Here is a 21366-nt window from a genome sequence, read left to right as displayed (position 1 = left end):
GTGGGATCAGCCTCCCTCTCCAACCTCTGCGTTCGCTCAGAGAAACCTCTCAACCGGGCTGTTCCCCCCTGAATCAGAAGGAACGCAGAAACTCGGTTGGCAGGGTGGCCCGCATGACCACGACCAGGCATGACATCAGGCGCCCAGCGCCGCCGGCGCCCCGCGCCGCGGCGTGGCGCGTCCCGTCCTCGTGGCCGCAGGTGCTGATCTACGCCGGCGCGGCGGCCGTGCTGCTGCTGTGGTGGCACGGGACCCGGTCGGTCACCGGCCTGGACGGCTGGCTGACCGAGGCGGGCCGCGTCACCGGGCTGCTGGCGGGCTACGGCTGCGCCGTGCTGCTCGCGCTGATGGCGCGGATCCCGGCACTGGAACGGGGCGTCGGCACCGACCGGCTGGCCCGCTGGCACGCGATGGGGGGCCGGTACACGGTCTCCCTGATCTGCGCGCACGTCCTGTTCATCATCTGGGGATACGCGGTGACGTCGCACACCGACGTCGTCCACCAGACCACCTCGATCGTCTTCGACTACCCCGAGATGCTCAAGGGCACGCTCGGGTTCCTGCTGTTCATCGGCGTCGGCATCACCTCGGCGCGGGCCGCGCGCCGCCGGATGCGCTACGAGACCTGGCACTACCTGCACTTCGCCACCTACCTGGCGATCTTCCTGGCGTTCGGGCACCAGCTCGCCAACGGCGCCCAGTTCGTCTCCAGCCCGCTGGCCAGGGCCGCCTGGTACACGCTGTACATCGGCGTCGCCGTGGTGCTGGCGTGGTTCCGGTTCCTGATGCCGCTCGTGCGGGGCCTCCGGCACGACCTGCGGGTCGCCGCCGTCCGGCCCGAGGCGCCGGGCGTCGTCTCCGTCTACATGACGGGACGGCATCTGGAGGAGCTGCGGGTCCAGCCCGGCCAGTTCTTCCGGTGGCGGTTCCTCACCCGGGGCCTGTGGTGGGCGGCCAACCCGTACTCGCTGTCGGAGACGGCCCGCGGAGGCCGGCTCCGGATCACCGTGAAGGAGGCCGGCGACCACAGCCGGGCACTCGCACGGCTGCGTCCCGGCACGCGGGTGTGGGCGGAGGGCCCGTACGGCGGGTTCACCGGGGCGCGCCCGCACCACGAGCGGGCGCTGCTGCTGGCCGGCGGTGTCGGCATCACGCCGCTGCGGACGCTGTTCGAGACGCTCCCCGGCGACGTCGTCCTCATCTACCTGGCCCGCAGGCCCGAGGACCTGGCGCTGCGCGGCGAGCTCGACGCGATCGCCGCCGCGCGCGGCTCCCGCGTCCTGTACTTCGTGGACGAGCCGGCCGGCTATTCGCTGCCGCTGCACGGGCGGGCGCTGCGCGGCCTGGTCCCGGACATCCGGCACCGGGACGTGTACCTGTGCGGACCGCCCGGCATGACCGACGCCGCGTTCCGGGCGCTGAAGCAGGCGGGCGTGCGCCGCCGCCACATCCGCAACGAGTCGTTCGAGTTCTGAGAGGGCCGTCCCATGCGCAGAGCATTGATCGCCACGGGGTCGACCGTCGCCGGTGTCGCCCTTCTCCTCGGCCTCAAGCCGCATCACAGCGAGGTGACGGGGGTGTCCTCGTCCGCGCCGCAGAGCAGCGCGCCCGGCACCGCCGGCGGCTCCTCGTCGGGGTCCTCGGGGTCGTCCGGGTCATCCGGGTCCTCGGGATCGTCCGGGTCGTCGGGCGGGACGTCCGCGAAGACCGGCGGCACGTTCAAGGGCGACGTCATCGACACCCGGTACGGCCCCGTGCAGGTCGAGATCACCACGTCCGGGGGGAAGCTGAAGGCCGTCCGCGTCCTGCAGGTGCCCTCGGAGAACGGGCGCGACCGGGAGATCGCCGGCTTCGCGGTACCGCAGCTCACCCAGGAGGCGCTCAAGGCGGGCAACGCGCACATCGACGCGGTGTCCGGCGCCACCTACACCAGCGAGGGCTACATCCAGTCGCTGCAGAGCGCATTGGACGCCGCCCATGTCTGAGTCGATCCGGCACGTCGAGCACGTCATGGGGACGGTGTTCTCGTTCGACATCCGCTCCCCCCGCACCCCGGAGATCACCGTGGCGCTCGCGGGGGCCGTCGCGTGGCTCCACCACGTCGACCGCGTGTTCTCCACCTACCGCGAGGACAGCGACGTCTCCCGGCTGGCGCGCGGCGAGATCGACCTGGCCGGCTGCGACCCCGACGTGGCCGGCGTGCTGCGGCGATGCGACGAGCTGGAGCGCGAGACCGGCGGGGCGTTCAGCGCGAGGGCGGACGGGCGGCTCGACCCGAGCGGCCTGGTGAAGGGCTGGGCGATCGAGCGGGCGTCCGCGATCCTCCACGACGCCGGAGCCCGCGATCACTGCGTGAACGGCGGCGGCGACATCCAGCTGCGCGGCGAGGCCGCCCCCGGCGAGCCCTGGCGGATCGGCCTCGCCGATCCCGCGGACCCCGCGGCCCTGGCCGCCGTGGTGTCCGGCACCGACCTCGCCATCGCGACCTCCGGCACCGCCGAACGCGGCCACCACATCGTCGACCCGCGCACCGGGCGGCCCGCCGCCGAGCTGGCCTCCCTCACCCTCGTCGGACGGCACCTCACCGAGGTCGACGCGCTCGCCACCGCCGCGTTCGTCATGGGCGGCGCGGCCCGCGAGTGGGCGTCCGCGCGTCCCGGCGTCGAGGCGTTCGCCGTCGCGCCCGACCGGACCCGCTGGTGGACGCCCGGTTTCGAGCGCCTGGCGCTGCTGCCCGCAGTGCCCGGTGCGCCGGGAACGCGCTGATCCGCAGCCTTAGGGCGCGGACCGGGTAGGTTGGGAGCGCCGTACCGTACCGCCGCGAACCGCATGAGAGGGACAGCCCATGCCCAGCCCCGCAGGCGACCGGCGTGCGAAGGGCGGCCTCGAGGCCGAGGTCCTGGCGGTCCTGAAGGGGTCCGGCGAACCGCTCACCCCCCGTCAGGTCGGGGAGCGGCTGGCCCGCCCGCTCGCCTACACGACGGTGATGACCGTCCTGGCACGGCTGCACGAGAAGGGCCAGGCCGGACGGGAGCGCGCGGGACGCGGCTACGCGTACACGTACCGGCGCGACGAGGCGGGCCGCAGGGCCGCGCAGATGAAGCGGCTCCTCGGCGGCGAGGACCAGCACGCCGACGTCCTCGCGCACTTCGTCGGCGAGCTGTCCCCCGAGGACGAGGACGTCCTGCTCCGGCTGCTCGGCGGCGACCCCCGCGAGCAGCCGTCCTGACGGCACGGCAGCCAGGCGGCAGGGCGGTGGGACGGCGGGGGCGTCGCGTTAGAGCAGCCCGGCCTCCTTCTCCGGAACGCGCGGCCTTGCGGGACGCCGCGCCGGGACGGGCCTGACCAGGTCGTCGAGCAGCGCGTCCCATTCGGCGCCGACCGCCTCCGGCGTGTAGCGGGCCGTCGCGCCGACGGCCTGCTCTCCGAGCCTGGCGCGCAGCCCTTGGTCGTCCATCATCCGGCCGATCGCCGACGCGAGCGCCGGCACGTCGCCGTCCTTCACGAGCAGGCCGTCGACGCCGTCGGTGAGCAGCTCCCGGGGACCGGTCGGGCAGTCGAACGACACCACCGCGAGGCCCTTGCTCATCGCCTCCAGCAGCACCAGCGGCAGCCCCTCGTACCGCGAGCTGAGCACGAAGATCGACGCCTTCGCCATCGCCGTGCCGATGTCGCCCGTCCGGCCCATCAGGAACGCGCTGGACGACAGCCCCCGGCGGTCGATCCGGCGCTGCAGCCGCTGCCGCCACGGGCCGCCGCCGTAGATCCGCAGCGTCCAGCCCGGATGGTCCGCCGCGACCCGCTCCCAGGCGTCCAGCAGCAGGTCGAAGCCCTTCTGCCGGACGAGCCGGCCGGCCGCGAGCACCGTCCGCGCGGCGGGGTCGGCGGGCCCGCCGTCCAGCTCGGGCAGCGCGTTCGGGATGCACACCAGCCGCCGCGCGTCCGGCAGCTCGCGGCGGTACCCGGCCAGGTCGGTCGCGGTCAGCGTGACGACCGCGTCGAGCCGCCCGTACCGGCGCAGCACCCGCTCGCGGACGGCGGGCCGGTGGCAGCCGAGGTTCATGTGCTCCTGCCCGACCGTGCGCACCTCCGGCGGCGCGAACACCGCCGCCGCGAGGTTCAGGCTCGGCCGGGTGGTGATCAGCAGGCCGGTGCGCAGCGACCGCAGGAACCGGATGAGCAGCAGGTCCGTCCAGAGCGAGCAGCGCCGGTAGGACGGCTCGCCGACCGGGACGAGCAGGCTCGGCAGCCGCGACAGCACCCGGCGGGCGAGGCCGCGCGCCCCGCCGGGCGGCGCCACCCGGTCGTCGAGGCTGGACACGCGGACGCCGTCCGGGATCGGGAAGCTCGGCCGGCGCAGCTCCCGGATCAGCCCGACGACCTCGACCTCGCGCTGCCGCGCGAGCTGCCCCGCGCAGTTCAGCACGGTCCGGACCGTGCCGCCCGCCCCGTAGGCGTGCTGGACCAGGAAGACCACCTTCCGGGCCGTCGCGGCGGGCGCGCGCCGCGCCCGCCGCCGGTTCGCCGGGCGCAGCAGCAGCAGCGCGAGCGGCTCCAGCATCGCGGACAGCGCCCGCACGGCCGTCCTGCCGCCCCACCGCACCGCGCGCCGCAGCACCGTCCCGCGCTCGCGGCCACCCGCCCCGATCACGACATCCGCCCCCCTACGGAGCGAAGCGCCCAGGCTTCACCCCGCTCGACCTACTACCGGTTACGTAGTACTACATGCCCCGGCGACCGGGACCGCATCCAGGCATTACCCCGATTGCTCCCGAACGTGCCGTAAACGATCGAGGGTCGGAGCGCGGCCGTCCGGTGCCGGACGGGTGCGTTCCGCATTCGGCGCATCGCCCCATGGCGAACTCAAGGTGGCGTATGCTTTTGGTGATCGCTCGACCACACAGAGTGATCACAGTCGACTCCCCGGGGGACGGCATGCCTGGACTGCCCCGCGCCGCCTGGCTCTACGTCTGCGTGGTCATCGCCCTGGCGGCGGTCCTGATCGGCGCGTCGTCCCCCGGGGACGTCGACCCGCGCGTGCTGGTCGCGCTGGTCGCGCTGTTCGTCCTCTGCGACTCCCTGCCGGCCCGGCTGACCGTCGAGCGGGCCCGGATGTCGCTCGGCTTCGCGGTGAGCCTGGCGTCCGTGGTGCTCCTCGGCCCGGCGGGCGCCGCGCTCGTCGGGCTGAGCGCGGTGGCGACCGGGCAGCGCGGGGTCGCCCTCGTCAAGCGGCTGTTCAACGGCGCGCAGTTCGCGGTCGGCGGCTACGCGGCCGGAGTGGTGTTCCGCGCGCTCGGCGGCGCCCGGTTCGAGCCGGGGCAGGCCGGCTGGGTGTGGGACGCGCTCGGCCCGTTCGTCGGCGCGCTGCTGACGTTCGTGCTGGTCAACCTCGTCCTGACCTCGGGAGCGCTGCTGCTCAGCGGCGAGTCCGAACCCGGCGAGATGGTGCGCGACAGCGGCCAGCTCGCGGGGGTGTGCGTCGGGTACGGGATGTACGGGCTGCTGATCGCGGGCCTGTGGCCGGCGCTCGGGCCGCTGGTCGCGGTGCTGGTGCTGCTGCCGCTGTTCGTCACCCGGTGGGCGCTGGAGCAGACGTTCGGGCAGCGCCGCGCCTACGACGCGACGCTCGCCGCGCTGTGCCAGGCCGTCGAGACCAAGGACCCGGCGACCCGCGGGCACTCCGAGCGGGTGTCGCGCGGCGCCGTGATGATCGCGCGGCAGATCGGGATGCGCCCGGAGCGGGTCGAGGCGATCCGGTACGCGGGCATGCTGCACGACATCGGGAAGATCGGCGTCCCGACGAAGATCCTGCGCAAGGGCGGCGGCCTCACCGAGGAGGAGTTCGCCGCGATCCAGCTGCACCCGATGCGCGGGCTGGAGATCGTCCGCGAGATCGGGTTCCTGGACGAGGCGCTCGCCGGGATCATGCACCACCACGAGAAGATGGACGGCGGCGGCTACCCGATGGGCCTGGTCGGCGACGAGATCCCCGAGTTCGCCCGGGTGATCGGCGTGGCGGACGCCTTCGACGTGATGACCTCCGCCCGCCCCTACAAGGACCCGATGCCGGTCGGCGACGCCCAGCGCGAGCTGCGGCGCTGCGCGGGCAAGCACTTCGACCCGGTGATGGTGGAGGCGTTCCTGCGCGCCCTGGAGACGCACGGCTGGGAGCCGCAGCGGGAGCAGCGCGTCGACACCGGCCACGAGGAGCCCGCCGGCCGCTGACGCCCGCGCGCGTGGCGGCCGGGCTCTCGCCGCGATGCCGCCTGACCTGGGGTTTCCGTACCGAGTCCGCTCGCCGAGTTTGCCCGTCCTGGGGCATAGGGCGCGCTCGTCCGGAGACATCGCCCTTGACGCATCGTCGGACGGAACGGGTGGTGAACGTGCGCGCCAGGCGTGGACACAGGGCGGCGGGCCCGAACTGGCCGCTGCTGCTGGGACTGATCGCGACCGGGTTCCTCATCTACCTATGGGTGTGGGCGGCGACGCAGGGCGGCCCGCCGTGGCCTCCCCGGTGACCTGGCCGTCCGCCGCGCCGGAGGTCTCCGACAGCCGGCCGTCCCGCATCGACCAGACCCGGTCCACCGCGTCCAGCTGGGCGAGGTCGTGGGTGACCATGACGGTGGCCACGCCGCGCTCGCGGGTGAGCCGGGCGAGCAGGCCGACGACCGAGGCGCCCCGCTCGTGATCGAGCGCGCTGGTGGGCTCGTCTACCAGCAGCACGCGCGGGTCGTTCATCAGCGCGCGGGCGATGTTGACGCGCTGCCGCTCACCGCCTGAGAGCTGGTGCGGCCGCTTGTGCTCCAGCCCGGCCAGCCCCACCGCCGCGAGCAGCTCGCGGGCGCGGTCGGCGGCGGCGCGGGCCGAGCGGCCCGCCATGTGCGCCATCACGGTCAGCTGGTCGAGCGCGGTCAGCGCGGGCAGCAGGTTGGGCTGCTGGAACACGACGCCGATGTGGTCGCGGCGCAGCCGGGTGCGCTCGGCGGGGCTCAGCCCGGCGGCGTCCCGCCCCGCGACGGCGACCGTGCCGGACGCCGGGGCGATCAGCAGCGCGGCGACCGCGAGCAGGCTCGACTTGCCGGACCCGGACGGGCCGGCGACGGCCGCGAACTCGCCCGCCGCGACGTCCATCGTCACGTGGTCGAGGGCGGTCAGCGTGCGGTCCCCGTCGGGGTAGGTCAGCACGACGCCGGTGAGGGCGAGTCCGGCCGGCGCGGTGCTCGCCGGGCGATTCGGCGGGGTGTTCATCGGGCGGCTCCTAGGGCGGTCAGCGGATCGACGGAGGTGATCTTCCGGACGGCGAGGGCGGCCCCGGCGGCGCCGAGCACGATCATGGCGGCGACCGGCAGGACGGTGGTGCCGGCCGACACGACGAACGGGACGCGGCCCGCGACCGCGGCCCCGGCCAGCCCGCCGGCCAGGCCGCCGGCCCCGGCCCCGGCCAGCAGCACCAGGACGGCCTGCGCGAGCGCGTCGCGCAGCAGGTAGCCGGTGCTCGCGCCGAGCGCCTTCAGCACGGCGACGTCGCCGCGGCGCTGGATCGTCCAGACGGTGAAGAACGCGCCGATGACCAGCGCCGAGATGGCGAGCAGGAACCCGCGCATCAGTTGCAGCGAGCCGTTCTCGGCGCTGAACGACGGGATCGCCGACCTCGCGTCGCGCAGCGCGACGGCGGTGGTGCCGAGCCGCGCGTCGGCGGCCCGCAGGTCCGGGCTCCCGTGCGTGCGCAGCAGCAGGACCGTCGCGGCCTGGTCGCCGCCCTGCGGGTCCAAGGCCCGCCAGTCGGCGAGCGCCAGCCAGGCGACCGGGGTGTGGCTGTACGACGCGTCGCCGCGGACCCCCGCCACCGCGAGGGAACGCCCGGCGACCTTGATCCGCGCGCCCGCCGCGAGGCCGGTCCGGTCCGCCAGTTCTTTCGACAGGGCGACCTGCCCGGCGGCCGGGGCGCCGCCGCCGGCCTTCCCGCCGGGAGCCACGCCGAAGAAGGCGGCGGGCACGCCGCGTTCCCCGCCCGAGCCGTAGGACAGGCGGCCCATGGCGATGCCGAGCGGCTCGGCCGTCACGCCGGGGACGTCCCGCCAGCCGTCGAGCGTCCGCTGGTCGATCCGGCTGTCGGAGAACGACGGCTTCCCGTCCGCCGACGCGGCGGTGCCGAACGCGACGCGGTCGGCGGGCAGGCCCTCGACGGCGGAGCCGCTGTCCCTGGCGAGCCCCGCGGTGAGCCCGGACAGCATCGTCACCAGCAGCGTGATGAGCAGCACCACCGCGCCCATGAGCGCGAACCGCCCCTTGGCGAAGCGCAGGTCCCTGAGCGCGACGAACACCGTGCGTCCCCCCGTTCTTCGGTGATCTGGACGCTTCCAGCCTCCGCCGCGCGCGCCCCCGGGCGCATCGTCCGCGCGCACCGCCGGACCGCCTTACTCCGGACGGCCCCGGATCCACCTTTCGATCGATTCCGGGGACCGGCCGGTCGCCTACGCTGGGTGAGAAATGAGGGACGATCCGTTCTCGCCGGCGGTGCGGCTGCTCGGCTGGGCCGTGCACGGCACCTTCCTGGTGCTGCTCGCGATCGCCCTGGTCCGCGTGGCGCACGCCGGCCTGGCCTGGGCCACCGCGGGCGGCGTGCTGCTCGGCATCGCGTACGCGGCCGCGGTCGTCCCGCGACTGCGCGAGCACCGCACCCGTCCGGCGCTCGCGCGCGCGTGGCTGGGGCTGATCAGCGCGGGGTGGGTCGCGCTGGCGCTGGCGTCCCCGGACTTCGTGTGGCTGGCGTTCCCGCTGTTCTTCGCCTACCTGCACCTGCTGCCGCCGCCGGCGGCGCTGCCCGGGGTGGCCGTGCTGACGGGCGCGGCGATCGCCGCGTCCGCGTGGCACGGCGGCGGGCCGACGCTCGCCGAGGTGCTCGGCCCCTGCATCGGCGCGGCCGTGGCGACGATGATGGCGCTGGCGTACGGGGCGCTCTACCGGGAGAGCGAGCGGCGCCGGCTGCTGATCGAGGAGTTGGTGCGCACCCGGGAGCGGCTCGTCCGCGCGGAGGCGGGCGCCGCCCGGCTCGCCGAGCGCGAGCGGCTCGCCCGGGAGATCCACGACACGCTCGCGCAGGGCATGTCGAGCATCATCCTGCTGCTGAGGGCCGCGCGCCGCGACCTCGACCACGCCCCGGGCGCGGCGCGCGGACGGCTGGACGAGGCGGAGAAGGCCGCCGCCGAGAACCTGGAGGAGGCCCGCACCTTCGTGCGGGGGCTCGCGCCGCCCGTCCTGCAGCGGTCGTCGCTGACGGACGCGCTGCGCCGCGTCACCGAGTCGGCGGGCGCGCGGTCCGCCGCCCGGATGCGGTTCGAGGTGTCCGGGACGCCCGCCGGGCTCCCGACCGAGTACGAGGTGGCGCTGCTGCGCATCGCGCAGGGCGCGCTCGGCAACGCCGGCCGCCACGCGGCCGCCCGGAACGTCGGCGTGACGCTGACCTACCTTGACGACATGGTGGTGCTGGACGTGTTCGACGACGGCCGCGGCTTCGACCCGTCCGCCGCCGCCCCCGCCGAGCCGGACGTGCCGGACGTGCAGGGCGAGCCGGACGTGCCCGCCGAGCCGGACGTGCCGGGCGAGGGCACCGGCTACGGGCTGCGCGCCATGCGGGACCGGGCGCGCGCGCTCGGCGGGACGCTGACCGTCGAGTCGGCGCCGGGCGAGGGGACGGCGGTGGTGGCGAGCCTGCCGCTGCCCGCCGGGCCGGAGGACCGATGAGCGACCCGATCCGGATCCTGCTGGTCGACGACCATCCCGTGGTCCGCTCCGGCATCCGCGCCATGCTGCTCGACCAGCCCGACTTCGCGCTGGTCGGCGAGGCCGCGACCGGTGAGGAGGGGGTCGCGGAGGCCGCCCGGCTGCGCCCCGATGTCGTCCTCATGGACCTGCAGCTCGGCGCCGGGCTGCACGGCGCCGAGGCGACCCGGCGGATCACCTCGGCGGGGCCGCGCCCGCCGCACGTGCTGGTGCTGACGACGTTCGACTCCGACTCCGACATCCTCGCGGCGATCGAGGCGGGCGCGACCGGCTACCTGCTCAAGGACGCGCCGCCGGAGAAGCTGCACGCCGCCATCCGGTCGGCCGCCGCCGGGGACAGCACGCTCGCGCCGTCGGTCGCGTCCCGGCTGCTGGGCCGGATGCGGGCGCCGTCGGCGACGCTGACCGGGCGGGAGCTGGAGGTGCTCGGCCTGGTCGCCGAGGGCCTGTCGAACCGGCAGATCAGCAAGCGGCTCTTCCTCAGCGAGACGACCGTGAAGACGCACCTGGTGCACATCTACGCGAAGCTGGAGGTCGACTCCCGCACCGCCGCCGTGGCGGCCGCCACCCGCAGCGGCCTGATCCGCCCCCGCTGACCGCCCGGCTCAGGTGGGGCCGTGGACGCGGTACTTGGCGGCGTCCGCCCACTTGACGTCCAGTCCGAGGCCGGGGCGGTCCGGGTCGGGCCGCAGCGCGCCGCCCTCCGGGCTGAGCGTCCCGTCGAAGACCAGGTCCTCGAAGCGGACATGGTCGTGGAAGTACTCCAGGTGCCGCAGCCGCTCGACGGCGCAGAACGCGTGCGCCGACACGGCCGGTGCGCAGTGCGCGGACAGCCCGACCTGCCGGGCCGCCGACAGGCCCGCGACCTGGAGCAGCCCGGTGACGCCGCCGCAGCGGGTCACGTCGGCCTGCAGGCAGTCCACGGACGGGCCGTCCAGCAGGTCCGCGAAGTCCTTCAGCACGAACCCGTACTCGCCGGCGGCCACCTCGAGCCGCCCTGGCCCGTGCTCGCGGACGAGCCGCAACCCCTCGGTGTCGTCTGAGCTGACCGGCTCCTCGAACCAGCGCACGTCCCACTCGTCGGCGAGGCGGCGCGCCCAGTACAGCGCCGCCTTGCGGGTCAGCGCGCCGTTGGAGTCGACGAACAGGTCGGGTTCGGGGCCGATCGCCTCGCGGACGGCGGTCAGCCGGCGCGGGTCGTCGTCCGGCGACCGGGAGATCTTCAGCTTGACGCGGGGGACGCCCTGCTCGACCCAGCCGGCGAGCTGCCCGGCGAGCCGGTCGAGCGGGTAGTTGGTGAAGCCGCCGCTGCCGTAGACGGGGACGCGGTCGTGGAAGCTCGGCAGCACCTGGAACAGGGGGCGGTCGAGCAGCCGGGCCTTGAGGTCCCACAGGGCGATGTCGACGGCCGACACCGCCATCGCGCCCGCCCCCGGCCGGCCGGCGTTGCGGATCGCGGCGAACATCCGGTGCCAGGTCGCGGCGGGCGCGAGCGCGTCGGCGCCCCGCACGAGCGGGGCGAACGTCGACTCGATGAGCGTCGCGACGGCGGTGGCGCCGTAGGTGTAGCCGATCCCGGTCCGGCCGCCCGCCCGCGCCTCGACGAGGACCATCGTCGTCGACTCCCAGCGCAGGGTGCCGTCCTCCTCCGCGCCGTCCGGGCCGTCCGTCGGCACCGTGAACGCGTGGACCGTGACGCCGTCGACGGGTATGCCGCTGCCCGTGCCCATCGGCCGCTCCCCTCTCGGTTCCGCCTCTAGGTACCGCCGGGAACGGCGGCGAAACGGTCCGGGCCGCCGCGGCACCGCTCCCTGTTTGCCTTGCCCTTCCTCGGGGACGTGGCGAAGGACGGCACACGCGCACCGACCGACGTCTGGAGAGATCATGGGGCAGCAGGTAGCCGACTACGTGCTCGAGCGGCTGCGTGAATGGGGCATCGAGCGGGTCTACGGATACCCGGGCGACGGCATCAACGGCATGCTCGGCGCGTTCGACCGGGCGAAGGGCCGGCCGGAGTTCATCCAGACCCGGCACGAGGAGATGGCCGCGTTCATGGCCTGCGCGCACGCCAAGTTCACCGGCGAGGTCGGGGTGTGCACCGCCACGTCCGGGCCCGGCGCGATCCACCTGCTGAACGGCCTCTACGACGCCAAGCTGGACCACCAGCCGGTCGTCGCGATCATCGGGCAGCAGAAGCGGCTGTCGCAGGGCAGCCACTACCAGCAGGAAGTGGCGCTGGAGAACCTGTTCGCGGACGTGTCGGAGTTCGTGCAGATCTGCATGGACCCGGGGCAGATGCGGCACATCATCGACCGCGCGTTCAAGACCGCGCTCACCACCCGCGGCGTGGCGACGATCATCATCCCGGAGGACGTCCAGGAGAGCGACGCCGTCCCGTCGCCGCCGAAGGAGCACGGCGCGGTGTACTCCAGCGTGGGGTGGAGCCGGCCGCGCATGCTGCCGGACCCGGAGGAGCTGCGGAAGGCCGCGGACATCCTCAACGAGGGCAAGAAGGTCGCGATGCTGATCGGGCAGGGCGCGGCGGACGCGGAGGCGGAGGTCATCGAGGTCGCCGAGCTGCTCGGCGCCGGGATCGCCAAGGCGCTGCTCGGCCGCGAGGTCGTCCCGGACGACCTGCCGTTCGTCACCGGCCCGATCGGGCTGCTCGGCTCCAAGGCCAGCGATGAGATGATCATGAACTGCGACGTGCTGTTCATGATCGGGTCCAGCTTCCCGTACGCCGAGTGGCTGCCGGACGAGGGCAGCTGCAAGGGCGTCGAGATCGACATCGACGGCCGGATGATCGGCATCCGCTACCCGATGGACGCGCACGTCGTCGGCGACGCGAAGGAGACGCTCACGGAGCTGATCCCGCTCCTGAAGCGCAAGAAGGACCGGTCCTGGCGGGAGAAGATCGAGGAGAACGTCCGCGCCTGGAACACGGTGATGGACAAGCGCGCCGCGCAGTCCTTCGGCGGCAAGATCAACCCGCAGGCGGTCGCGCACGAGCTGTCGCCGCTGCTGCCGGACGGCGCGATCCTCACCGCCGACTCCGGCTCGGCCACCAACTGGTGGGCCCGGCACATCAAGCTCCGCGACGGCATGAAGGCCTCGCTGTCCGGGACGCTCGCGACGATGGGGCCCGGCGTGCCGTACGCGATCGCGGCGCGGTTCGCGTACCCGGACCGTCCGGTGATCTGCTTCGTCGGGGACGGCGCGTTCCAGATGAACGGCATGAACGAGATGCTGACCGTCAAGCGGTACGCGGACCGGCTGGCCGGTTCCCCGCCGCTGGTGTTCTGCGTGTTCAACAACCAGGACCTCAACCAGGTCACCTGGGAGCAGCGCGCGATGGGCGGCGACCCGAAGTACCCGGGCTCGCAGACGATCCCGGACTTCCCGTACGCCAAGTTCGCCGAGCTGGCGGGGCTGAAGGGCATCTACTGCGACGAGCCGAAGAAGGTCACCGACGCCTGGAAGCAGGCGCTGTCCAGCGACCGGCCGGTGGTGCTGGAGTTCGTCGTGGACAACGAGATCCCGCCGATCCCGCCGCACATCATGAGCGACCAGGCCAAGAAGACGGTGAAGGCCGGCTTCAAGGACCCGCAGAAGTTCGGCATCGCCGAGCGCGGCTTCCGGCAGAAGCTCACGGACCTCTACGAGAGCCTCCCCGGCCGCAAGCACTGACGGCCGCCGCGCTTCGCCGGCCTGCGGCGAGCCGTCGTCATGCGCGGTGCCAAGACGACGGCTCGCCGCACCTCATCGTGCGGCGGTGGATCAGTGTGCGGTGGATCAGTGCGCGGCGGTGAGGTGCGCGAACGCGACGGTGTTGTCCCTGTAGTGGCGGGCGGCGGGGTCGAACCGGCCGCCGCAGGTGATGAGCCGGAGGGACGGCCCCGCCGTGTCGGCGTACACCGCCCGCGTCGGGAAGGCGTCCTTCGGGAACCGGCGGACGGCGTCGACGGTGAACACCGCCGTCGTCCGGTCCGCGCGCCGCACCCGGACGGTCTGGCCGGGGCGCAGCCGTCCCAGCCGGAAGAACACCGAAGGCCCCGCCGCCGAGTCGAGATGCCCCTCGATGACGGCGGTGCCCGCCTCCCCCGGCGTGACGGAGCCGGTGTACCAGGCGGGCTCGTCCTCGTGCGGGGGGCGGGGCGGTCGCAGCGTGCCGTCGGACCGGAGCCCGGCCCGCCCGACGCGGGCGCGGACGCCGAGCGCGGGGATCGTGAGCCGGGTCGGCGCCGCGGCGGGCAGCGCGAGGGCGTCCGCCGCCTCCGGTTCCCGTGGCGGCGCCCAGGTGGGCGCCGCGGGCGGTGCCTGCGGTGCCCGGTCCCGCTGCCCGGCGACCGAGGCCGCGACGGCGACGGCGGCGGCCCCGCACGCGACCGCCGCGAGGCTCAGCCCGAGGGCGCGGCGGTCGCCGCGGAAGAAGGCGGTCCTCATGCGGGCCGGAACGTCGCGCGGTCCCGCCGCCGGACGAACAGGACGCGCGCGAGCGCCCCGGCGCCGAACAGCACCGCGCCCGCGCCGAACAGCCACGCGCCCGTGGCATCCCTGGCGACGGTGGTGGAACCGGTACCCGTCCCGGCGCCGCCCGCCGGGATCGCTTTCAGCACGCCGCAGAGCGCGGGCGACGTCACGGCGAGCGGCAGCGACGGCACCAGTTCGCTCTTCTCGTTCCGCGCCTTCCGGCCGAGGGCCCTCGGGTCGTCGCCGTGGACGACGACGACCGCGATGCCCTTGTGCAGGGAGGCGACGGCCGCCGGGCTCAGCGTGATCGTCCGCTCGTAGCGCACGCTCGGCCCCTTCGGCGCGTTGTTCAGGTTCGTGCCCCCCTGCGGGGTGATGTCCCCCTTCACCGAGAGGGTCGCCTGGATCGGGCCGTAGTACGGCCTGCCCTCCGCGGTGCTGATGACGCCGTCGCCGTTCCGGTCGGCGGACGCGGGCGGGCACATGCCGCGGGCGCCGCCGTGGATGTGCTGCAGGTGCGGGTACGGCCTGCCGTCGAGCGTCGCCGCGAGCCCGGAGTACCGCTCGGTGATCGTCGCGGTGCTCCCGCGCAGCCGCAGCGTCAGCCGTCCGGAGCCGGTCTGGTGGTTCAGGGGCCGCAGCCGGGCCTGGTACGTGACGGTGCCCGCGCCGGTCGGCCCTCCTCCGGCCGGGCCCCCTCCGGCCGCCGACGCCGACGCTGCTGGGGCCGTCGCCGTCAGCGCCAGGCCGGCCGCACCGCCGAGCGCCAGCGCCGCCCGCCCGCCCCGCGACCGAATTGCTCCTTTTATCCGCATTCCTGCCCTTCCCCCCGGCGCCGCCCATCGCTTGGTGATCGCAGGGGAATTGCCCCGGCACAAAGCCCGCTAATGCGCATCGGGCTCACAGGAACGGCAAAATCCGGCGGACCGGAGCGGGCACCGCCGCCCGGCCGCCCGTGCGGGCGGCCGAGCGACCACCGGTGCGGGCGGCCGGGCGGCCACCGGTGCGGGCGGCCGGGCGGCCACCGGTCAGCCGAGTTCCAGGAGCAGCGCCGCCGACCAGCTGAAATTGGTGGAGTTCAGCGCCGCGCCGGTCAGCGGGTCGTAGTTCTCCGCGATGGGGGCGTCGCCGAGCAGGCCCGCCGCCGAGCCGCGCAGCCGGTCAGCGAGGGACGCCGCGTCCCGCCGGTAGCCGTACCGCTGGAGCCCGGCCAGCGCGAAGTACGCCTGGTCGAGCCAGACGGGCCCGCGCCAGTACTCCTCGGGCGCGAAGTACGGCGAGCTCTTCGCCACCGTCGCGAACGGCACCTTCGTCGCGAACTCCCCCGGGTCGGTGAGCTTCCCCCGGACGGCGGCGGCCTCGGCGCCGCCCGCGACGCCCGCCCACAGCGGGATCGCGCCCTCGATGCCCCGGCCCCGCTCGGTGAGGCGCCGGCCCGACGCGAGGTCGGTGTCGTAGAAGTAACCGGTCGCCGGGTCGTACATCGCCTTGCGGACGGCGGCGGTGACGGCGCGCTGCCGGGCCGTCCAGCGGTCGGCGTCGGCGCCGCGGCCGAGCCGCCGGGCGATCGCGGCGAGGTAGCCGTCCTCGGCGGCGAGGTAGGAGTTGAGGTCGACCGACTCCTGGTTCAGCGAGTAGCCGACGAGGCTCCCGCCCGCGTCGCGGTTCTCGACCACGCCGGTGCCGAGCGCGGCGTCGAAGCGCGGCGCGTTGTCCATGCCGCTCTCCCAGGCGGCGGCCTGCCGGGCGTCCTCCGGCGTCGCGTTCGCGGGGTCGACGGTGGCGCCGTACTCGGCGAGGCCGTCGTGGTCGTGGTCCCGGTCGCGGTACCACCAGTCGTGGTAGGCGACGAGCTTCGGGTACATCTCGCGCAGGAACGCCGCATCACCGTTGCGCTGGTAGACCTCCCAGACGGCCCAGGCGGCGAGCGGCGGCTTGCTGTTGCGCTCGTTCCAGTTGCCGCCGCCCTGCGCGGGGTCGTTGTAGAACACGCAGTCGGGGATCATGCCGGCGTCCTGCGGGCGGTCCTTGGAGTCCGCGCGGACCTGGTAGTCGAACATCGACCTGATCTGCGACTCCGCGAGCGCGGGCGAGAAGCGGGCGGTGCCGACGGCCTGCTTCCAGGTGTCCCAGGCCCAGAACCCGCCGGTGAACCACTTGTAGGTGATGGACGGGGTCATCCCGCCGTGCTTGAGCATCCCGGCGGGACCGCGCCAGTTCGTGACCAGCGTCTCCAGCGACTTCACGGCGAGGCGGCGGCGGTCCGCCGGGACGCCGCGGGTCACGGCGGCGACGTAGCCTCGCCAGCGCTCGTCCGTCGCCGCGATCACCCGATCGGGATCGCGCAGCGGCGCGGCGGTGTCCTCCCGGCTCCGCTCGGCGGCGGTGAAGGTGTAGCTCTCGGTCCAGGCCAGCGCGGACGACCGGTGCGGCGCGACGGTCAGCGGGCGGGCCAGGTCGGTGCGGTAGGCGTCCCCGGTGACGGTCGTGCGGACGGGCCCGTCGTGCCGGACCTCGAACCGCTCGGTGCCGCCGGTGAGGTAGTCCCACGTCTTCCTGACCTTGGCGAACGCGACCGCGACGCCGTCCGCGGTGGCGTGCAGGGACGGCGCGCCCCGCATCGGCTCGGCGTCGGGGCGCAGCAGCTCGCCCGTCCAGCCGACGTGCAGGGTCCGCGGGGCGCGGCCGGTGTTCGCCACCGACGCCCGGACGAGCGCGGTGCGGTCGGACGCGAACCGCAGCTCCAGCGTGAGCCGCAGCCCCGGCAGGTCGTAGGTCTGGCGGAGCGCGCCGGGCAGCGAGGTGAAGCGCGGGCTCGCCGCGGACGCGAGGTCGATCTCCTTGCCGTTCTCGCTGAGCGTGATGCGGCTGAACGCCTTGCTCAGCCACCACGGATACTCCTGCGCGATGTACAGCGGCCCGGTGAAGCCGCCGTAGGTGGACGTGTCGCCGGGCTTCGGCAGGGCGTAGGCGTGCCAGGCGCCCTGGTCGGCGAACACGTTGACGTCGCTGACCTCGGGCGGCAGGGCCTTCGCCGGGACGCCGTGCAGGTCGAGCACGTCGGCGTAGCCGGCGGGGCCCGGCGGCCGGGGAGGCGGGGCGGCCTCGGCGGCGCCTATGGGGAGGACGAGTGCGGAGCCGAGCGTCAGCCCGGCCAGGACATGCAGCGATCGACGCATGACGACCTCTTCGGAAGGGGGTGGGTTCAGGCGCGTGCGGTCTTGACGACCGCCGCTCCGTAGGGGGGAAGGCGCAGGGACCGGCGGACGCCGGCGCCGGTCAGCAGGTCGGTTCCGTCCGGCGCGGGCGTCTCGCGCTCCTCACCGCTCTGGTTGAGCAGGAAGTAGTAGGAGTGACCGGACCCGTCGCGGCGGGTGACCTCGACGCCCGGTGCGGCGTCGAGCACGGGGAGCACCCCGGCGTCGGCGAGCGCCTCGTCCAGCACGGCCCCGATCGCGTCGCCGAGGTGGCAGCCGACGTACCAGGCGCGACCCTCGCCGTAGGCATTGCGGGTGACCGCGGGGCGGCCCTCCAGCTCGCCGGACAGGTAGGTGCCCGCGACGTCGGCGGTCAGCGGCTCCAGCCACTCGCTCCACAGCGTCGCGGCGGCCCGCCGCCCGCCGATCTCCACCCGGACGGACGCGTCGTCGGGCACGGGCCAGAACTCGTCGACGACGACGCCGAGCACGTCGCGCAGCGGCGCCGGGTAGCCGCCGAGGTGGACGTGGTCGTGCTCGTCGACGATGCCGCTGAAGAAGCCGCACACGAGCCGCCCGCCGCCGGCGACGTACGAGGTGAGCCGCGCGGCCGTGGCCTCCGCCGTCAGGTACAGGTTCGGCGCGAGGACGAGCCGGTACCCCGCCAGGTCGGCGTCCGGCGGCACGAAGTCGACGGCGACGTTGCGGTCCGCCAGGGCGGCGTACCACGTCCGGACGAGGTCGCGGAGCCGGAGCCGGGCGGACGGGCGGTCGTCCAGCTCCAGCGCCCACCACGAGTTCCAGTCCAGGACGATCGCGACGTCCGACGCGATCCGGGTGCCCGCGACCTCGGCGAGCCGGGCGAGGTCGCGGCCGAGCGCCACGGTCGCGGCCCACTGCCGTCCCTCGGTCCCGCGATGCGGCAGCAGCGCGCTGTGGAACTTCTCCGCCCCGGCCCGCGACGCCCGCCACTGGAAGTGCAGGACGCCGTCCGCGCCGTGCGCGACCGTCTGCAGCGACCACAGCCGCGCCAGCGCCGGCGGCTTCGGCACGTTCACCGGACGCCAGCTCACCGCCGACGGCGCCTGCTCCATCAGCAGCCACGGCCGGCCGCCCTTCAGCGACCGCATCAGGTCGTAGTTCATCGCCGCACCGACGTGCGCCTCCGGATCCGCCGGATCCGGATACGCGTCGTCGGACACCACGTCCTCGTGCGCGGCCCACGTCCAGTAGTCGAGCGGCTTGAACATCGACATGAAGTTCGTCGTCACCGGCACGCCGGGCGCGACCTCGTCGAGCTCGGCCTTCTCCCGCAGGTAGCAGCCGAGGAGCGCGTCCGAGCAGAACCGCCGCCAGTCCAGCGCCTGGGTCGGGTTCACCGGGCCGGGCGCGGTGCGCGGCGGCTCGATCTCCTCGAACGTCCCGTAGCGCTGCGACCAGAAGTCGGTCGCCCACGCGGCGTTCAGCGCGGCGACGTCGCCGTACCGGTCGCGCAGCCAGCGCCGGAAGTCCGCCGCGGACGCCTCGCAGAAGCACTCGGTGACGTGGTCGCCGTACTCGTTGTGGACGTGCCACATCGCCAGCGCCGGATGGTCCCGGTACCGGGCGGCGATGGTGCGCGCCAGCCGCGCCGCCGCGTCCCGGTACACCGGGGACGACGGGCAGTAGTGCTGCCGGGACCCGAACTCCAGCCGCACCCCGTCCGCCGTGACCGGCAGGATCTCCGGACGCGCCCGCACCAGCCACGCCGGCGGGGACGCCGTCGCGGTCGCGATGTCGGCGGCGACGCCGTGCTCGGCGAGCAGGCCGAGGACCCGATCGAACCAGCCGAAGTCCCACTCGTCCGGTCCGGGTTGCAGCCGCGCCCAGGAGAACACGCCGACCGTCACCAGCGTGACCCCGGCCTCCCGCATCAGCCGGGCGTCCTCCGCCCACACCTCCTCGGGCCACTGCTCCGGGTTGTAGTCGCCGCCGTACAGCAGCCCCGGCACACGCGTGATCCCCCGGTTCGCTTCACTCATCCCTGTCATCGGGGGGGGGACGACCCCCCGCACCCCCCGGTTCGCTTCGCTCATCCTTTGACCGCACCCCCAAGAAGCCCGGACACGAACTGCTTCTGGAACAGGAAGAACAGCAGCATCACGGGCAGCGTCGCGAGGAACGAGCCGAGGATCAGCCCCGCGTAGTCGACGTGGCTCTGCCCGATGAGCGTGTACAGCGCGACGGGGGCGGTGTACTTGTCCTCGGTGTTCAGCATCAGCAGCGGCCACAGGAACGCGTTCCACTGCGTCATGAACGAGAAGATGACCAGCGCGCCGAGCTGCGGCCGCACCACCGGCAGCACGATCCGGTAGAAGATCCGCAGGTCGCCGGCGCCGTCCATGCGGGCCGACTCGATCAGCTCGTCCGGGAAGCCGAGGAACGCCTGGCGCATCAGGAAGATGCCGAACGAGTTCGCGAGGAACGGCAGGATCACCGCCTGGTAGGTGTCCACCCAGCCGAGGCTCGCCATCATCTGGAACAGCGGGACGAGCAGCACCTGGAACGGGATCATCATCGTCGCCAGCACCAGGCCGAGCAGCAGCCCGCGGCCCCGGAACCGGTACTTGGCCAGCCCGTACCCGCACATCGCGGAGATCAGTGAGCTGAGCACCGTGTACACGACGGAGACGCCGACGCTGTTCAGCATCACCCGGCCGAAGCCGATCGAGTGCTGGAGCGCGACCAGGTTGTGCAGCAGCCGCCCGCCCGGCAGGAACGGCGGCGGCGACGCGAACAGCTCGGCGTTGTCGCGGGTCGAGGCGACCACCATCCAGTAGAACGGGAGGGCGCTGACCAGCGCGCCGGCGGTGAGCGCGAGCACCGCGGCGGCGCGGCCGAGCAGGCGGACGCGGCGCGGCGCGGGCGGCCGGGTCCGCGTGCGCGGCGGTGTGCGGGGCGGCGTGCGCGGGGGTGTGGACGCCCGCGCGGGCAGGGAGGTCATCGCGACGCGTCCTTCCCGAGGAAGCGGAACTGCGCGTACGAGATCAGCCCGATGATCAGGACGACGACCCAGGCGATGGCCGCCGCGTAGCCGAAGTCCAGCTGCTCGAAGCCGACCTTGTACAGGTAGAGGACCGGCGACATGGTGGCGTTGCCCGGCCCTCCCTTGGTGAGCACGTAGTTCTCGTCGAACAGCTGCAGCGTGCCGATCGTCGAGGTGACGAGGCAGAACAGGACGACCGGCCGCAGCTGCGGCAGCACCACCCGGACGAACGTGGTCGCCGGCCCGGCGCCGTCGATCGCGGCGGCCTCGTACTGCTCCCGGCCGATGCCCTGCAGCCCGGCGAGCAGGATCACCGCGTTGTAGCCCGTCCACCGCCAGGTGATCGAGCCGATCAGCGCGATCCGCGCCCAGCCGGGGCCGTTCAGCCAGTCGACGCTCGGCAGCCCGACGGCGGTGAGCGCCTGGTCGACGAGGCCGTCATCGGTCTTCAGCAGGACGCGGAACACCACCGAGTAGGCGACCAGCATCGTCACGGCGGGCAGGAAGCAGGCGATCCGGTACGTCGCGCGGAACCGCAGCCACGACTGGTTCAGCCCGTACGCCATCGCGAGCGCCAGCGCGATCATGACCGGGACCTGGACGACGAGGATGAGCGCGATGTTCCGCATCGACGTCCAGAAGACGGGGTCGTGCATCATCCGGCGGTACTGCGCGAGCCCGACCCAGGTGGTGACGCCGTCGCGGTCGGCGGTGAAGCTCTGGTAGAGCCCGGCGAGCAGCGGATAGGCGAAGAACACGCCGAACAGCGCCGCCGCCGGGCCGGCGAACATCCACGGGGCCGTCCGCGAGGTCCGCCGCCGCCCGCGCGCGGAGGGCGCCTTCGTCCGGGCGGCCGCGACCGGTTTCCGGGCCGTCGTCTGCTGCGCCATG

Annotated in this window: 19 protein-coding genes; 8 read left to right on the top strand and 11 right to left on the bottom strand. The window is 74.2% G+C overall.

All coding sequences use genetic code 11. From position 1 onward, the window contains the following. Nucleotides 1–113: 113 nt before the first annotated feature. Nucleotides 114–1475: a ferredoxin reductase family protein gene (locus tag ABT299_RS27560; protein WP_387027745.1), complete on the top strand. Its 1362-nt coding sequence runs from the start codon at nt 114–116 to the stop codon at nt 1473–1475. A gap of 83 nt (nt 1476–1558) precedes the next feature. On the opposite strand, the gene ABT299_RS27555 is transcribed toward ABT299_RS27560, so the two are convergent. Further along, the gene (locus ABT299_RS27555; RefSeq protein WP_500252480.1) at nt 1559–1735 is read right to left on the bottom strand and encodes a hypothetical protein; all 177 of its coding nucleotides are present in this window, start codon (nt 1733–1735) and stop codon (nt 1559–1561) included. A 19-nt stretch (nt 1736–1754) separates the two neighbouring features. Between ABT299_RS27555 and ABT299_RS27550 the strand changes: the two genes are divergently transcribed. The 3 genes from ABT299_RS27550 (at nt 1755) to ABT299_RS27540 (ending at nt 3229) form a co-directional block, all read left to right on the top strand. After that, complete coding sequence (locus ABT299_RS27550; protein ID WP_347256610.1) at nt 1755–1985, top strand: FMN-binding protein; 231 nt, start codon at nt 1755–1757, stop codon at nt 1983–1985. After that, nucleotides 1978–2766 (top strand): FAD:protein FMN transferase, encoded by a 789-nt coding sequence (locus ABT299_RS27545; protein WP_500252479.1) that lies wholly within the window; start codon nt 1978–1980, stop codon nt 2764–2766. The genes ABT299_RS27550 and ABT299_RS27545 overlap by 8 nt, the downstream gene beginning before the upstream one ends. Nucleotides 2767–2845: 79 nt before the next feature. Then, the gene (locus tag ABT299_RS27540; RefSeq protein WP_190854813.1) at nt 2846–3229 is read left to right on the top strand and encodes a BlaI/MecI/CopY family transcriptional regulator; all 384 of its coding nucleotides are present in this window, start codon (nt 2846–2848) and stop codon (nt 3227–3229) included. A gap of 48 nt (nt 3230–3277) precedes the next feature. On the opposite strand, the gene ABT299_RS27535 is transcribed toward ABT299_RS27540, so the two are convergent. Then, the gene (locus ABT299_RS27535) at nt 3278–4651 is read right to left on the bottom strand and encodes a glycosyltransferase family 4 protein (protein WP_387027738.1); all 1374 of its coding nucleotides are present in this window, start codon (nt 4649–4651) and stop codon (nt 3278–3280) included. A gap of 284 nt (nt 4652–4935) precedes the next feature. Here ABT299_RS27535 and ABT299_RS27530 point away from each other — a divergent pair, with 284 nt between their 5' ends. Next, nucleotides 4936–6225: an HD-GYP domain-containing protein gene (locus ABT299_RS27530; RefSeq protein WP_387027736.1), complete on the top strand. Its 1290-nt coding sequence runs from the start codon at nt 4936–4938 to the stop codon at nt 6223–6225. A 234-nt stretch (nt 6226–6459) separates the two neighbouring features. Here the strand turns inward: ABT299_RS27530 and ABT299_RS27525 are convergent, their stop codons facing one another. Both ABT299_RS27525 and ABT299_RS27520 read right to left on the bottom strand, forming a co-directional pair. Further along, nucleotides 6460–7248, bottom strand: coding sequence for an ABC transporter ATP-binding protein (locus ABT299_RS27525; RefSeq protein ID WP_500252478.1), 789 nt, complete (start codon nt 7246–7248; stop codon nt 6460–6462). Beyond that, nucleotides 7245–8324 (bottom strand): FtsX-like permease family protein, encoded by a 1080-nt coding sequence (locus tag ABT299_RS27520; RefSeq protein WP_500252477.1) that lies wholly within the window; start codon nt 8322–8324, stop codon nt 7245–7247. Before ABT299_RS27520 ends, ABT299_RS27525 begins: the two co-directional genes overlap by 4 nt. 166 nt (nt 8325–8490) lie before the next feature. Here ABT299_RS27520 and ABT299_RS27515 point away from each other — a divergent pair, with 166 nt between their 5' ends. Both ABT299_RS27515 and ABT299_RS27510 read left to right on the top strand, forming a co-directional pair. Next, a complete protein-coding gene (locus ABT299_RS27515) occupies nt 8491–9744 on the top strand; it encodes a sensor histidine kinase (RefSeq protein WP_500252476.1) in 1254 nt (417 codons plus the stop codon). After that, on the top strand, nt 9741–10379 hold the full coding sequence (locus ABT299_RS27510) for a response regulator (protein ID WP_500252475.1): 639 nt from the start codon (nt 9741–9743) through the stop codon (nt 10377–10379). The genes ABT299_RS27515 and ABT299_RS27510 overlap by 4 nt, the downstream gene beginning before the upstream one ends. 9 nt (nt 10380–10388) lie before the next feature. Here the strand turns inward: ABT299_RS27510 and ABT299_RS27505 are convergent, their stop codons facing one another. After that, nucleotides 10389–11513, bottom strand: a complete 1125-nt coding sequence (locus ABT299_RS27505; protein ID WP_500252474.1) for an enolase C-terminal domain-like protein — start codon at nt 11511–11513, stop codon at nt 10389–10391. A gap of 154 nt (nt 11514–11667) precedes the next feature. Here ABT299_RS27505 and ABT299_RS27500 point away from each other — a divergent pair, with 154 nt between their 5' ends. Further along, nucleotides 11668–13470 (top strand): thiamine pyrophosphate-requiring protein, encoded by a 1803-nt coding sequence (locus ABT299_RS27500; RefSeq protein ID WP_387027727.1) that lies wholly within the window; start codon nt 11668–11670, stop codon nt 13468–13470. A gap of 105 nt (nt 13471–13575) precedes the next feature. Here the strand turns inward: ABT299_RS27500 and ABT299_RS27495 are convergent, their stop codons facing one another. From ABT299_RS27495 to ABT299_RS27470, 6 genes are all read right to left on the bottom strand, one after another. Next, nucleotides 13576–14226 (bottom strand): class F sortase, encoded by a 651-nt coding sequence (locus ABT299_RS27495; protein ID WP_500252473.1) that lies wholly within the window; start codon nt 14224–14226, stop codon nt 13576–13578. Further along, nucleotides 14223–15068, bottom strand: coding sequence for a hypothetical protein (locus tag ABT299_RS27490; RefSeq protein WP_500252472.1), 846 nt, complete (start codon nt 15066–15068; stop codon nt 14223–14225). The genes ABT299_RS27495 and ABT299_RS27490 overlap by 4 nt, the downstream gene beginning before the upstream one ends. A gap of 213 nt (nt 15069–15281) precedes the next feature. Beyond that, complete coding sequence (locus tag ABT299_RS27485) at nt 15282–17432, bottom strand: MGH1-like glycoside hydrolase domain-containing protein (protein WP_500252471.1); 2151 nt, start codon at nt 17430–17432, stop codon at nt 15282–15284. 26 nt (nt 17433–17458) lie between these two features. Next, nucleotides 17459–19471, bottom strand: a complete 2013-nt coding sequence (locus ABT299_RS27480) for a beta-galactosidase (protein ID WP_500252470.1) — start codon at nt 19469–19471, stop codon at nt 17459–17461. A 50-nt stretch (nt 19472–19521) separates the two neighbouring features. Next, complete coding sequence (locus tag ABT299_RS27475) at nt 19522–20433, bottom strand: carbohydrate ABC transporter permease (protein ID WP_387027719.1); 912 nt, start codon at nt 20431–20433, stop codon at nt 19522–19524. After that, entirely contained in the window at nt 20430–21365 is a 936-nt protein-coding gene (locus tag ABT299_RS27470) for a carbohydrate ABC transporter permease (protein WP_387027717.1), read from the bottom strand. The genes ABT299_RS27475 and ABT299_RS27470 overlap by 4 nt, the downstream gene beginning before the upstream one ends. Nucleotide 21366 lies beyond the last annotated feature (1 nt).

The sequence above is a fragment of the Spirillospora sp. NPDC000708 genome, assembly GCF_040299565.1.
Lineage (GTDB): Bacteria > Actinomycetota > Actinomycetes > Streptosporangiales > Streptosporangiaceae > Spirillospora.
This window is presented reverse-complemented; position numbering and strand designations above follow the sequence as displayed.